The organism is Brevundimonas fontaquae, from assembly GCF_017086445.1.
Taxonomy (GTDB): domain Bacteria; phylum Pseudomonadota; class Alphaproteobacteria; order Caulobacterales; family Caulobacteraceae; genus Brevundimonas; species Brevundimonas fontaquae.
In genome coordinates this window covers 138,371-151,364 of record NZ_CP070968.1, presented here as the reverse complement: position 1 = coordinate 151,364, position 12,994 = coordinate 138,371, and the positions used below count along the sequence as shown (strand labels likewise).

The following is a 12,994-nucleotide window of genomic DNA, read 5'->3' as shown; positions in this document are numbered from 1 at the left end:
AGACGGCTGACGCAGGCGTGGTCGCCGTGTAAGGAGTCTGGAATGAAGACTTTCGATCTGGATGGCCGCATCGCCGGCTGGCGCGGGCCGGTTCTCGCGGCTCTGCTGACGTTGATCGCCGGCCTGCCGGGACTGCTGCTGCTGCCGCCGCTGGATCGCGACGAGAGCCGGTTCGCCCAGGCGACGTCCCAGATGCTGGAAAGCGGCGACTATGTCGACATCCGCTATCAGGACGAGCCGCGCTGGAAGAAGCCGGTCGGCATCTACTGGATGCAGGCGCTCGCCGCGGGTCTGACCTCGGATGTCGAGGACCGTGAAATCGCGCCCTATCGCATCCCCTCCCTGCTGGGCGCCATGCTGGCGGCCTGGGCCGTGGCCTGGGCCGGCTCGGCCATGCTGGGCGGCCGGGTCGGCTTCTTCGGCGGAGCCATCATGGGGGCGACCTTCCTGCTTTCGACCGAGGCCGGGATCGCCAAGACCGACGCCATGCTGTGCGGCGCGACCACCCTGGCCATGGCGGCGCTGGCGCGCATCTATATGGCGACGAAGGCGGGCGAACGACCGATCCGGCCGCACAAGCTGCTGTTCTGGATCGGGATCGGGCTTTCGATCCTGATCAAGGGACCGATCGGGTTCCTGGTCGTGGCCCTGGCGATCATCGCCCTGTCGATCTGGGATCGGAACATCAAATGGCTGTATCGCCTCGGCTGGGGTTGGGGCCTGCCGCTGGTCGCCCTGATGGTCGGACCATGGGCGATCGCCATCACCATCGCCACCGACGGCGGTTTCTGGCGCGAGGCCATCGGCGGGGACCTGGCGCCCAAGATCGCCGGCGCGCATGAGAGCCATTCGGGCTTCCCCGGCATGTATCTGCTGCTGGCGCCCCTGCTGTTCTTCCCCTCGACCCTGCTGTTGCCCGCGGCCGTCTCGACGGGCTGGAGCCGGCGGGCCGAGCCGGCGATCCGGTTCCTGGTCTGCTGGCTGGTGCCTGGCTGGCTGATGTTCGAACTGGCGCCGACCAAGCTGTGGCACTACACCCTGCCGACCTTTGGGGCGCTGGCCCTGTTGGCGGCCGCCGCCCTGGCCCAACCCATCGGCAAGGTTTCGCGCATCACCGGGGCGGTCCTGGGCGCGTTCGCGGCCCTGCTGATCATCGGCATCACCGTTTATGGACTGACCGTCTATGGCACCTCGACGGCCCAGACCTGGGCGGCGCTGACGGTGGTCATGGCGCTGGCGGCGGGGGCGATGGGGGGCTTCCTGCTGCTGAACCGCGCGCCGGTCGCAGCGCTGGTCGCCTCGCTGGCCTTCGGGATCGTGGCGCACGCGGCCCTGTCGGGCACGATCCGCCAGCTGCGGCCCCTGGCCATCGCGCCCCAGCTGGAAAAGGCGCTGGAGGCGGCCGACCTGCACCCGCGTCAGGGGCGCACGCCGGGGCCGGTGGCGATCACCGGCTTCCATGAACCCAGCTTCGTCTTCCTGACCGGGCGCGACACCGATCTGACCGACGCCCAGGGCGCGGCTGAGGCCCTGGCCGAGGGGCGGCCCGCCATCGTCGAGGGACGCGACGCCGACGCCTTCCGTGCAGCTGCGGCGCGTCTGGGCGTGTCCGGTCGCGCGGTCGGGACGGTCAACGGCTACAACTATTCGGCAGGCGATCCGGTCAGCCTGACCGTCTATGCGCCGCCGCCCCGAAACGGGAACGGTAACGGCGCCGCCCCAGTGGGAGTCGAGTGATGGGCCGCTTCATCCAGATCGTCGAAGTCGGGCCGCGCGATGGGCTGCAGAACGAAAAGGTGGTGCTTGAGCCCGCCGTCCGCGCCGATCTGGTGCGGCGGCTCGAGCAGGCGGGGGCGAAGCGGATCGAGGCCGTCTCCTTCGTCCATCCCAAATACGTGCCGCAGATGGCCGGCGCCGAGGAGGTCATGGCCGCCCTGCCGCATGAAGCGGGGCGCAGCCGCATCGGCCTGGTGTTAAACGGCAAGGGCTATGACCGGGCGCTGGCGACCGGGGTGGACGAGGTCAATGTCTCGGTCGCGGCCACCGACGGCTTCGGCCTGAAGAACCAGGGCCTGGCGGTGAAGGATCAACTGGCCATGCTGGGCGAGATCGTCGCCCGCCGCCACAACGCCGAGGCCAGTGAGGGCGCGCCGTCGCTGTCGGCCATGATCTCCTGCGTCTGGGGCTGTCCGTTCGAGGGCGAGGTTTCCGTCGACCAGGTCGCGGACATGGTCGGCGCCATCGGCGAGATGGGCGTGGGCGAGATCGGTCTGGCCGACACCATCGGCGCGGGCGATCCCTGGGCGGTGACGAAAAAGGTCGAGGCGGCCAGGGCGGCCGCGCCCGACGCGACCCTGCGTCTACATTTCCACGACACCCGCAACACCGGCCTCGCCAACGCCTATGCCGGCGTCGAGGCCGGGATCGACGTGCTGGACGCGTCTGTCGGCGGCATCGGCGGCTGCCCGTTCGCGCCGGGCGCCACGGGAAACATCGCCACCGAGGATCTGGTCTATATGCTGGCGCGGGGCGGGTTCGAGACCGGCTATGACCTGGACGCCCTGATCGCGACGGCGGGCTGGATCGGCGAGGCCATCGGCCGGCCGGCGCCGTCGGCGCTCAGCCGGGCAGGCGGATTTCCCAGGGCTTGAACCTTTGTGGCGGCGTTTCGAAAACGGCGCTAAATCAGGGTGAACAGGCGTAGCCGTTGGACCGGCTGCGAAGAGGACCGTCCATGCTGCTCGCCATTCCGCTGCTGCTGATCCCGGTGGTGCTCTACAATATCGTGGTGCTGTTCGGCGCGCCGAGCGAGGCGGGGATGGTGCAGGCGGACGTGCTGCTGCGCGATCCGCTGTTTTCCGTCACCATGACCTCGGGCGCGCAATGGACGATCGGGTCCGGCGACCTGATCCTGTTTCTCGGCCTGATCCTGCTGTTCTTCGAGTTGGTGAAGTCCACCTCCAGCCAGCGGGTCGCCATCATCAATCACGCCCTGTCGATGATCCTGTTCATAGGCGTGCTGGTGGAGTTCCTGCTGCTGCCGGGTTTCGCGACCTCGACCTTCTTTCTGATCGTGATCATGATCCTGCTGGACGTGCTGGCGGGGTTCATCGTGACCATCATCGCGTCGCGCAAGGATTTCGATTTCGGCGGGGCTTGAGCCCAACGGCTCTCCCCGACAACGGCCTCAAGCAGCGCGAAGCGCGGTAGGCCCTAAGAGAATGCAGTGAAGATCAGGGCGACGACGGCGACGTCGAAGGCTTTGGCGGCGAGGGCGAAGACGGCGGGCATGGGCGAGTCCGGCTGAGAGCGTTCTGCCTCGCCCCCCAGCAAGCCCCGTGCCGCCCGAGCGGGATCAGCTCAGATGTCGGTCTTGGCGGTCTTGCCCGTTTTCGGACGACGCTCGGCCGCGCCCGAATATTCGGCTCCGAGGTAGGCGGAGCGGGCTGCATCCAGCACCGGCGGGCCGCCGCGCAGCCCGCGTTTCTGCCCGCTCTGGCCCATCTGCTGGGCGACGAAGGCGGCGGCGCCGGGCTCGGGCGTCGGAAGGACGGCAGCTCTTGCCGGGGCCGGTTGGGGTTCGACCATCTCAGGCGGATCGACGGGGACCAGGGCGCGCGAGGCGGATCGGGCGCGCCGCTCGCGCTCGCGGCGTTCGCCTTCGCGGCGATCCACCCGGTCCGGTCCGCCGACGGCCTGGATCCGGTCGGTCATTTGCTCTTGCCGCCCGCCAGTTTTTCGATCTGACGACGCATCTCGTCCATCTGGCGACGCATTTCGTCCAGGGCGTCCGGCGCCTCGGGCGGCGGGGCCGGCTCGGCCTTGTCATCCGAGGCGGCAGGCGTCGGCTCGGCGCGGGGATAGGTGAAGGCCGGGAACATCTGCATGGCGCGCTCGAACATCGCCATGTTGGCGCGTGCGGCGTCCTCCATCAGGGTCGCGCCCGCGCCGGTTCCGAAGGCGCGGCCCATCTGACTGGCGAACTGCTCCTGCTGACGACCGAAGTTGGCCAAGGACATCTCCAGATAGGAGGGCAGGACGCCCTGCATCTGACCGCCGTAGAAGCCGATGAGCTGGCGCAGGAACTGAACCGGCAGCAAGGCCTCGCCCCGGCTCTCTTCCTCGAAGATGATCTGGGTCAGGATCTGGCGGGTCAGGTCGTCGTTGGTCTTGGCGTCATAGACGACGAACTCCGTCCCCTCGCGCACCATGGTCGCCAGATCTTCCAGCGTCACATAGGCGCTGGTCCGCGTGTTGTAGAGCCTGCGGTTCGCATACTTCTTGATGACGACCTGAGCGCTATCGCTGGTCTTTCCACCCTTGGTCTTTTCGTCAGCCACGCTTGTTCTCGCGATGTTGCAACGCGTCACTATCCTCCGTTGCGACGCGATGCGCCAGAGGGGGCCAAACCGCCGGGAACGGACGATCGATCAGTGGCTCATCGCCGGGGCCAGCACGACGCCGACCAGCACCGCCGTCCAATGGACGGTCGCGCCGGTGACGACGAACCCGTGCCAGATGGCGCGACGGAACTTCACGCGCGGGCTGATGAAGACGAAGACGCCGGCGGTGTAGATCAGGCCGCCGATGACGAGCAGGGCCAGGGCGATCGGATGCACCGTCTCGACCATCGGCTTGAGGGCCGCGACCGCCAGCCAGCCGAAGACGACATAGACGCCGCTCCAGAACTTGTCCGAGATGCGCGGCGCGAACAGCTTCACCCCGGCGCCCAGGAAGGCCAGGGTCCAGATCAGGGTGGTGAAGCCGATGGCCCACAGACCCTCGAACCGTTGGGTCGTGAAAGGGGTATAGCTGCCAGCGATCATCAGGAAGATCGCCGCCTCGTCCAGTCGCCGTAGCACCGGGCGCGCGGCGCAGGGGTTGGTCCAGTTGTAGATGGTCGAGGCCGTCAGCATGCCGACGAGGCACAGGGCGTAGATGGCGGTCGCCATCACGCCGCCGATCCCCGCATAGACCCCGGCCAGACCCGCCAGGATAATGCCGCCGACCGCCGCCAGCATCAGGCCGACGACGTGGACCCACAGATCCGCCAGCTTTTCCGCACGCGTCGGATAGTGCTCGATCATGTCCAGCTCGTCCGGCGTGCAGAGGTGGGTGACAAGACGTTTCAGCGTGCGCAGCATGGACCTTCCAATCCGTTGATCGCCTCTATCGTTCCGCGACAATGCGCCGACAGGGTGACGATTGGCTGAATCGCGCCCTGTCCATGTCGTCGCAGGTGACGAACGCGCTGCAATGCGGCAAAACGGTCACGCCGAGTTATTCTCCAAAGAGTGAAATCCCATGACCGACGTCGTCATCGTTTCCGCCGCGCGCACCCCGGTCGGCTCCTTCCTGGGGGCCCTGTCGTCCCTTCCCGCGTCCAAGCTCGGCGAGATCGCCATCAAGGCGGCGCTGGAACGGGCCGGTGTTTCCGGCGACGAAGTCGATGAGGTGATCCTGGGTCATGTGCTGCAGGCCGCCGCGGGTCAGGGCCCTGCGCGACAGGCCGCCGTCGGCGCAGGCGTTCGAAAGGAAGCCGCCGCCTGGAGCCTGAACCAGATCTGCGGCTCGGGACTTCGCGCCGTCGCCATCGCCGCCCAGCAGATCGCTCTGGGCGACGCCAAGATCGTCGTCGCCGGTGGACAGGAGAGCATGAGCCAGGCGCCGCACGCCCAACAGCTTCGCAACGGTCACAAAATGGGCGACGTCGCCCTGGTCGACACCATGGTCAAGGACGGTCTGTGGGACGCCTTCAACGGCTATCACATGGGTCAGACGGCCGAGAACATCGCCGAAAAATGGTCCATCAGCCGCGAGGCGCAGGACGAATTCGGGCTGGCCAGCCAGCACAAGGCCGAGGCGGCCCAGAACGCCGGCAAGTTCGATGACGAGATCACGCCGGTCGTCATCCCCGGCCGCAAGGGCGATGTGACGGTCGACAAGGACGAATACATCCGCCACGGCGCGACGCTGGAGCTGATGCAGAAACTCAAACCGGCCTTCACCAAGGACGGCAGCGTCACCGCCGCCAATGCGTCCGGGCTGAACGACGGCGCCGCCGCCCTGGTGCTGATGAGCGCCGATGAGGCCAAGGCGCGCGGGCTGGAGCCGCTGGCCCGCATTGCCTCCTACGCCACCGCCGGCGTCGATCCGTCGATCATGGGGACCGGCCCGATCCCGGCGTCGAAGAAGGCGCTGGAGAAGGCGGGCTGGAGCGTCGCGGATCTGGATCTGGTCGAGTCCAACGAGGCCTTCGCCGCCCAGAGCCTTTGCGTTGTCAAGGAGCTGGGTCTCGACCCGGCCAAGGTCAACGTCAACGGCGGCGCCATCGCCATCGGCCACCCCATCGGCGCCTCGGGCGCGCGCATCCTGACGACGCTGCTGTTCGAGATGAAGCGCTCGGGCGCGAAGAAGGGTCTGGCGACCCTGTGCATCGGCGGCGGCATGGGCGTGGCCCTGTGCGTCGAGCGCGCGTGATTTTCTAAGCCCTTCTCCCGGTGGGAGAAGGTGGCCGGGCGGAGCCCGGCCGGATGAGGGTCGGATGGTGGGCCAGATCGCACCAGCCGACCCTCACCCTTTCGCACAAGGACGACGGCTGCGCCGCCGTGTGCTCAAGCCCTCTCCCACCGGGAGAGGGTCGTCAATTTCAGTCCGCCGCGGGATATTCGAACGGATCGCTCGGCGTCGGCTGGGTGGGCAGCGGCATGCGCGGCAGGGGCTCGTCGCGGTTGGCGGCGTTCAGCAGGAAGCTGGCCAGGATGACGGCCGCCTGACGCAGGTCCTCGGCCTTCAGGTGGTCATAGCTGTCGATGCTGGTGTGGTGCAGGCGGCTGGAATAGTCGAGCGGGTCCTGGATGAACTGATATCCCGGCACGCCGACGGTCTGCATATAGACGTGGTCGGTGCCGCCCGAGTTGCGCAGCGACACCGTCGTCGCCCCCATGCTGGCGAAGGGCGCCAGCCATTCCTGGAAGATCGGAGCGGCGGCGACATTGCCCTCGGCGTTGATGCCGCGGATCTTGCCCGAGCCGTTGTCCAGATTGAAATAGGCGACCAGATCGCGATAGCTGGCGCGCGGCTCGATCGGCCAGCGGCTGCGCCAGGTGCGGTTGTCCGGCAGGCCCGCCAGCGCCGGATCGTTCGACGGCGCGCGCGTCGCCAGATGACGGTCGACATAGGCCAGCGAGCCCAGGATGCCTTGCTCCTCGCCGTTCCACAGGGCGAACCGAATGGTGCGCTTGGGCTTGACGTTGAGCGCCTTCAGGATGCGCGCGGCCTCCATGACCACCGCGCTGCCGGCGGCGTTGTCGACAGCCCCGTCCGAGGCGACCCAGCTGTCCAGATGGGCGCCGGCCATGACGTATTCGCCGCCGCGCGCCGTGCCGGGGATGTCGGCCAGGATGTTGTAGGCGTTGACGTCCTCGTCGTGGAAGCGGACCTCGCTCATCAGCTCCAGCGTCGGCGGCGCGTCGGTCAGGGCGAGGCGCGCCAGACGGCGATAATCCTCGGCCGCCAGCTCCATCCCGGCCAGCTTTGGCGTGGCGCCGACCTGATAGGTGTAGCCCGTGCCATGCAGCAGGCCGCCGTCACGCTGGGAAATCTTCACCCAGGCCAGGGCGCCCTGTTCGGCCAGGAAGGCGTCCAGCTGATTGGCGAAGTTGACGGTCTTCAGCGAGCGTTCGATGGCGGCCGGCGAATGTTGAGGCTGATTATATGTGTTGCGCTCGGCCAGTTCGGCGCTGGTCCAGCGGCGGAAGGCCGGCTCTGTCGGCTCCGATCCCGTGCCCGGCTGGGACAGCATGACGATCTTGCCCGCCAGCTTGCCGCGCCATTTGTCGAAGTCCTCGACCTTGGAGATCGGGGCCACGATCACGCCGCCGCTGATTACGCCATCGGTCGAGGGCGTCCAGGCGACCGGGATGGCGCGCAGATCCAGCGGGCGCGGCGCGGTCATTCGGGCGCTGGAGCGGACGATGGACCAGCCTCGGCCGAACTCGAACCCTTCGGCGCGCACGTCGGACAGACCGTAGTCGCGGAATTGCTGCTGCGCCCAGCGTTCGGCCTCGCGCATCTGGGGCGAGTTGGTCATCCGCCCGCCGATCCGGTCGGTCAGATAGGCGGCGGTCTGCATCACCTGGCTGTGGTTCAGCCCCTGGTCGATGATGCCGTTGACGGCGACGCGGTCCACCGACTGGGCGGCGACCGGCGTGGCGAGAAGAGCGGCGGCGGAGACGAAGGCGAGCAGACGCGACATGGATTCCCCAAGAAAGCCCGATGGCTGAACAGGGGCGCATCTGAGGTGATCCGGTCGCGGAGTGCAAACCGCAAACGGCGTTCAGGCCGCGACGATCAGCCCCATGTTCGCCCGCATCGTCACCCCCAGGGGCCGCGCGGCTCCGTTGGGGTCGTCGGGACGCCGGTGGTCGTGAAACCGGCGGCCGGTCGCGGCTGGGTCAGGTCCGGCGTTCGGGCGCGGGACTGCATGCCCATCTTCGCGCCCAGCTCCATCAAGGCCCGGACGCGGTTTCCCGTCGCCGGATGGGTCGAAAACAGATTGTCCGCGCCGCGGCCCGCCAGCGGATTGATGATGAACATCTGACCCGAGGCCGGATTGCGCTCGGCCGTCTGATTGGTGATCCGCCTGGCGTAGGCGTCGATCTTCTGCAGGGCCGAAGCCAGGGCCTGGGGATCGCCGGCGATCTCGGCGCCGACGCGGTCGGCCTCATATTCGCGGCCCCGGCTGATGGCCATCTGCACCAGCCCGGCGGCCATGGGCGCCAGCAGCATCAGGGCGATTGTGCCAATGATGCCGCCCGGCCGCTCGCGGTCGTTGCCGCCAAAGAACAGGGCGAAGTTGGCGAGCGCCGCGATGGCGCCCGCGATGGTCGCCGTCACCGTCATGATCAAGGTGTCGCGGTTCTTCACATGGGCCAGCTCATGCGCCATCACCCCGCGCACCTCCTCGCGCGTCAGCATATCCAGCAGGCCGGTGGTGGCGCAGACGGCGGCGTTCTCGGGGTTTCGGCCCGTGGCGAAGGCATTGGGCTGATCATTGGGGATGATGGCGACCTGCGGCTGGGGCAGGCCGGCATCGCGGGCCATCTGACGCACGTCGGCGACATAGTTGCGGACCACGGCGTTGGGATGCTGCTCGTCGACCGGCTGGGCCCGGTACATCTTCAGCACGATCTTGTCGGCGTTCCAGTAGCTGAACAGATTCATCCCGCCCGCGAACAGCAGGGCGATCGCCATGCCGGTCGCGCCGCCGATCAGATAGCCGACCCCTGCGAACAGGGCCGTCATCGCCGCCAACAGAATGAAGGTCTTCAGATGGTTCATCGCGGTTCCATTCCCGATCCGTCTGGCGTCCCGGGCTTGAGCCTCTATTTGAGAGAAGGCGCATCAAGCCTCAAGGGAGCCGCCCTGTGACCGAACATCCCACCCTGGCGCCGAATGACGCCGACGAAACGCCGGGTGCAGCGCCCGTCTTCAATGCCGACGTGCCCCACGCCACGCCGGAACGGCCGCTCAGCGAGGCCGCGCGCCGCGCGCTTCAGGAAGCGGCGGATCGTCGCGCGGTGGAAACGACCCTTCAGGCGGACACGGAATACGGCGGTCCGACCGGCCCCGAACCGACACGTTTCGGCGACTGGGAGAAGAAGGGGCTGGCGGTCGATTTCTGACCCGCCGAGCCTGCTGCAACGGGCGCAAAGGTTAACCACGCCTTAAGAAACAGGCGCCGGACTTGCCAGTCACGGGACAACTCAGAGGAGTCTGTCCCGTGACGATACAGTCGATACTTACCGCCGCGTCGGCGGCTCTGCTGCTCTCCGCAGCGCCCGCTCTGGCCGGTGGTCCCGGTCACGGGGGTTATGGCGGCGGCCATCCCGGCGGCGGCTGCGGCGGGGGATGCGGCGGCGGCGGTCACTATGGCGGCGGCAACTACAACGCCAACCACAACGTCAATGTGAACGTGAACGGCGGCGCCTATGCCAACGCCAACGCCTATGCGAGCGCCTCCAGCTATTCGGCGAGCAGCGCCCGGTCCTATTCCAGTTCGTCCAGCTTCCAGCGCGGCTATGTCGGCGGCGGTACGACCTACGTCGGAAGCGGCGGCTATTCGGACGGCTACTACGGAGGCGGCTATGTCGGTGGCGTCAGCGCGACCTCGGTTTTGGTCGGTCGTCCTCCGGTCAGCGCTCCGGTCGGCTATCCGGTCTATGGGTTCGGCCGTGACTACATCGGCTGGCGTCCGTATCCGGGCCGTCCGGCCGACTGCAACTGCCGTCCGCCCGTTCGCCCGCCGGTTCGCTACGAACACCGCTATGAGCAGCGTTACGAGCAGAGCTACGTCGATCAGCCGCCGGTCTATGTCCAGGCGCCGCCCGTCCAGATCGCGCCGCAGCGCATCTATGTCGCACCTTCGCAGGTCAGCATGGCCCCGCCCCAGATCGAGATGGGACCGCCCACCTATATCGAACAGCCGCCCATCTATGTGCAGGCGCCGCCGGTGAACATCGGACCGCAACGCGTCCAAGTAGCTCCGTCGCAGGTCAACCTGGCCCCGGCCCAGGTCGATGTCGGCCCGCCCGTCTATGTCGATCAGGCCCCGGTCTACGTGCAGTCGGCGCCCGTCAATATCGGTCCGCAACACATCCAGGTCGCCCCGGCCCAGGTCAATGTCGCGCCCGCCCAGGTCGAGGTCGGCGGCCCGGTCTATGTCGATCAGTCGCCGGTCTATGTGCAATCCGCGCCGGTCAATGTGGCTCCGGCCCAAGTCTATGTTGCGCCGCCGGAAGTGAATACGGCCCCGCCGCCTCCTCCGCCCCCGCCGCCGCCGTCGGGCTACTACGGCGACCTGCCGCCGCCTGAAGCGCCCGCGCCCCACGCCCCGCCGCGTCACGGCTACGCCCAGGAGCCGGGCGAGCGCGGCTGATCGCCTCGCGCGAGAACAACCGAAAACGGACGGTCGCCCTGGTCTGTTTCAGATCAGGGCGATCTGCTGTGCGATCGCTTGCGCGGCCGCGCGCGGATCGCTCGACGCTGTGATCGGCCGGCCGATCACCAGATGGGTTGCGCCGGCCTGAAGCGCCGCCTCGGGCGTCGCCGCCCGCGCCTGATCGTCCAGCGCGGCGCCGACGGGTCGCACGCCGGGCGTGACGATCAGGAAGTCGGGCCGGCCCGCCTCGTCCGCCAGAGCACGAGCACGCGCCGCCTCATGCGGGCTGGAGACGACGCCGTCGATCCCGGCCTCCAGCGCCTGACGCACCCGCCGCTCGACCAAATCGGCCGGCGACAGGCTGTGGTCGTCGGCTGACAGGTCCTCGGCCGTCAGGCTGGTCAGGACCGTAACCCCCAGCACCTTCATCTTCGAGCCCGCCGCGCCGCGCGCCGCCGCCGCCATGACCTGGGGCCGCGCATGGACCGTCAGCAGGTCGCAGTCGGCGCCCGCCAGATTGGCCGTCGCCTTCTCCACGGTCGCGCCGATGTCGTGCAGCTTCCAGTCCAAAAAGATCTTCCGCCCCTGCGCCTTCAACTCACGCGCCAGCGCCATGCCGTCGACCGCGAACAGTTGCAGTCCGACCTTATAGAAGCCGATCGCGTCGCCGATCCGCTCGGCCAGGGCGGCCGCCTCGGCCGTCGTCGGCACGTCCAGGGCGCAGATGATCCGCTCGTCGGGCGCACGATCAGAGAGGGTTTGGGGATCGGTCATCGACGGACTCGCGCTGAGCGGCTATGCCGGACACGAGGGCGCGTCGGCAGGGCGGCGTGATGGATTGAGGGCGAGGGCAGGCGATGAACGCAGTCGATTTGGGTGTCAACCTGTTCGTGACCCTGTTCGCCCTGCTGGACCCGATCGGCAATCTGCCGATCTTCGCCGCCGCGACGGCCGGGGCGACCCTGCGTCAGCGGATTTCGGTCTCGGCCCTGATCTGCGCCTTCGCAGCCGTTTTCCTGGCCTTCTTCCTGTTCACGGGCCTGGGCCTGTTGCAGTTCTTCGGCATTTCGCTGGCGGCGTTCCGCATCGCGGGCGGCATACTTCTGCTGTTCCTGGGGCTGGACATGGCCCGCGGCGACTTCCTGGCCATGTTCGCCGACAAGGATGCGCTGGCCGATTCCAAGGACGTGCGGGGCTATGCCCGTCGACGTTTCCAGCGCCTGGTCGTGCCCTTCGCCATTCCGTTGATGATCGGCCCCGGCGCCATCTCGGCGGTCATCATCCAGGCGGGCGAGGCGGCCAAGCTGGGCTACGCCGGCACCATGGGTTCGCTGGTGGCGATCGCGGCGGCTTGCGCGGTGTCCTTCGTCTGTTTCGCCCTGACCGGGTCGCTCAGCCGCCTGCTGGGCGAGGTCGGCATGGCGATCATCGTCAAGGTGCTGGGCCTGATCCTGTGCGCCCTGGCGATCCAGTTCATCCTGCTGGGCCTGGGCGAGGCCATCCCCGGCATGATCTCTGGCGCGGTGACGACGCCCTATCCGGCGACCAAATAGTTCGGCTTCAGTCCGCGTCGTCCTCGATGGCGTGGATGTCGTCGTCCGTCAGGCCGAGGTGATGGCCGATCTCGTGGATCAGGACGTGGGCGATCAGTTCGCCGATCCCCACGTCGCCGCGTTCGCACCATTCGTCCAGGATAGGGCGGCGATAGAGGAAGACGCGCGACGGCTCGGCCGCCGGGCCCAGGCTGTCGCGCCGGCCGATGTCCACGCCATGATACAGGCCCGTCAGCTCGAACGGATCCTCGATCTCCATCTCCGCCAGCGTCGCCTCGTCGGCGAAGTCGTCGATGCGGATGACCACCTCGCCCGCCGCCTGTTTGAACGGTCCGGGCAGGGCGTCGAACGCCTCTTGCGCCAAGCGGGCGAAGTCGTCGAGGGAGGGGGCGATCGGGTCGGTCATGCCCGCGATATCGCCGCCCCGACGCTCTGCCGCAACGGGGCGCGATGACGCGATCACGAGACTGCCGCTTTTTCGCGCGCTTGGAGTATGGTT

General features: G+C 68.0%; 14 protein-coding genes. 7 read left to right on the top strand and 7 right to left on the bottom strand.

Going from position 1 to position 12,994, the window contains the following annotated elements; genetic code table 11:
* The first annotated feature begins 42 nt into the window (after positions 1-42).
* The 3 genes from JX001_RS00755 to JX001_RS00745 all read left to right on the top strand — a co-directional run bounded on the left by JX001_RS00755 (position 43) and on the right by JX001_RS00745 (position 3,160).
* Positions 43-1,737 carry an ArnT family glycosyltransferase gene (locus tag JX001_RS00755; RefSeq protein WP_205681906.1) on the top strand — a complete coding sequence of 565 codons (1,695 nt, stop codon included), beginning with the start codon at positions 43-45 and terminating at the stop codon, positions 1,735-1,737.
* Positions 1,737-2,651: a hydroxymethylglutaryl-CoA lyase gene (locus tag JX001_RS00750; protein ID WP_205681905.1), complete on the top strand. Its 915-nt coding sequence runs from the start codon at positions 1,737-1,739 to the stop codon at positions 2,649-2,651. The genes JX001_RS00755 and JX001_RS00750 overlap by 1 nt, the downstream gene beginning before the upstream one ends.
* An 83-nt stretch (positions 2,652-2,734) precedes the next feature.
* The gene (locus tag JX001_RS00745) at positions 2,735-3,160 is read left to right on the top strand and encodes a hypothetical protein (RefSeq protein WP_205681904.1); all 426 of its coding nucleotides are present in this window, start codon (positions 2,735-2,737) and stop codon (positions 3,158-3,160) included.
* 200 nt (positions 3,161-3,360) lie between these two features.
* Here JX001_RS00745 and JX001_RS00740 read toward each other — a convergent pair whose 3' ends face one another.
* From JX001_RS00740 to trhA, 3 genes are all read right to left on the bottom strand, one after another.
* On the bottom strand, positions 3,361-3,714 hold the full coding sequence (locus tag JX001_RS00740) for a hypothetical protein (RefSeq protein WP_205681903.1): 354 nt from the start codon (positions 3,712-3,714) through the stop codon (positions 3,361-3,363).
* Entirely contained in the window at positions 3,711-4,340 is a 630-nt protein-coding gene (gene phaR, locus JX001_RS00735) for a polyhydroxyalkanoate synthesis repressor PhaR (RefSeq protein ID WP_205681902.1), read from the bottom strand. Before phaR ends, JX001_RS00740 begins: the two co-directional genes overlap by 4 nt.
* 90 nt (positions 4,341-4,430) lie before the next feature.
* Positions 4,431-5,144, bottom strand: a complete 714-nt coding sequence (trhA, locus tag JX001_RS00730; RefSeq protein WP_205681901.1) for a PAQR family membrane homeostasis protein TrhA — start codon at positions 5,142-5,144, stop codon at positions 4,431-4,433.
* 160 nt (positions 5,145-5,304) lie between these two features.
* On the opposite strand from trhA, the gene JX001_RS00725 reads away from it, so the two are divergent.
* On the top strand, positions 5,305-6,480 hold the full coding sequence (locus JX001_RS00725; RefSeq protein WP_205681900.1) for an acetyl-CoA C-acetyltransferase: 1,176 nt from the start codon (positions 5,305-5,307) through the stop codon (positions 6,478-6,480).
* Positions 6,481-6,649: 169 nt separating this feature from the next.
* Here JX001_RS00725 and JX001_RS00720 read toward each other — a convergent pair whose 3' ends face one another.
* Together JX001_RS00720 and htpX are read right to left on the bottom strand one after the other, a co-directional pair.
* On the bottom strand, positions 6,650-8,257 hold the full coding sequence (locus tag JX001_RS00720) for a M20/M25/M40 family metallo-hydrolase (RefSeq protein ID WP_205681899.1): 1,608 nt from the start codon (positions 8,255-8,257) through the stop codon (positions 6,650-6,652).
* 119 nt (positions 8,258-8,376) lie between these two features.
* Entirely contained in the window at positions 8,377-9,342 is a 966-nt protein-coding gene (gene htpX, locus JX001_RS00715) for a zinc metalloprotease HtpX (RefSeq protein ID WP_205681898.1), read from the bottom strand.
* Between the two features lie 86 nt (positions 9,343-9,428).
* Between htpX and JX001_RS00710 the strand changes: the two genes are divergently transcribed.
* Both JX001_RS00710 and JX001_RS00705 read left to right on the top strand, forming a co-directional pair.
* Positions 9,429-9,686 (top strand): DUF1674 domain-containing protein, encoded by a 258-nt coding sequence (locus JX001_RS00710; protein ID WP_205681897.1) that lies wholly within the window; start codon positions 9,429-9,431, stop codon positions 9,684-9,686.
* A 98-nt stretch (positions 9,687-9,784) separates the two neighbouring features.
* Positions 9,785-10,939, top strand: coding sequence for a ribosomal eL19 family protein (locus JX001_RS00705; protein ID WP_205681896.1), 1,155 nt, complete (start codon positions 9,785-9,787; stop codon positions 10,937-10,939).
* Positions 10,940-10,987: 48 nt separating this feature from the next.
* On the opposite strand, the gene pyrF is transcribed toward JX001_RS00705, so the two are convergent.
* Positions 10,988-11,716, bottom strand: coding sequence for an orotidine-5'-phosphate decarboxylase (gene pyrF, locus JX001_RS00700; protein WP_205681895.1), 729 nt, complete (start codon positions 11,714-11,716; stop codon positions 10,988-10,990).
* Positions 11,717-11,799: 83 nt separating this feature from the next.
* Between pyrF and JX001_RS00695 the strand changes: the two genes are divergently transcribed.
* Positions 11,800-12,495 carry a MarC family protein gene (locus JX001_RS00695; protein ID WP_017505485.1) on the top strand — a complete coding sequence of 232 codons (696 nt, stop codon included), beginning with the start codon at positions 11,800-11,802 and terminating at the stop codon, positions 12,493-12,495.
* A 7-nt stretch (positions 12,496-12,502) separates the two neighbouring features.
* On the opposite strand, the gene JX001_RS00690 is transcribed toward JX001_RS00695, so the two are convergent.
* A complete protein-coding gene (locus JX001_RS00690) occupies positions 12,503-12,901 on the bottom strand; it encodes a metallopeptidase family protein (protein WP_055808848.1) in 399 nt (132 codons plus the stop codon).
* Between the last annotated feature and the right edge of the window lie 93 nt (positions 12,902-12,994).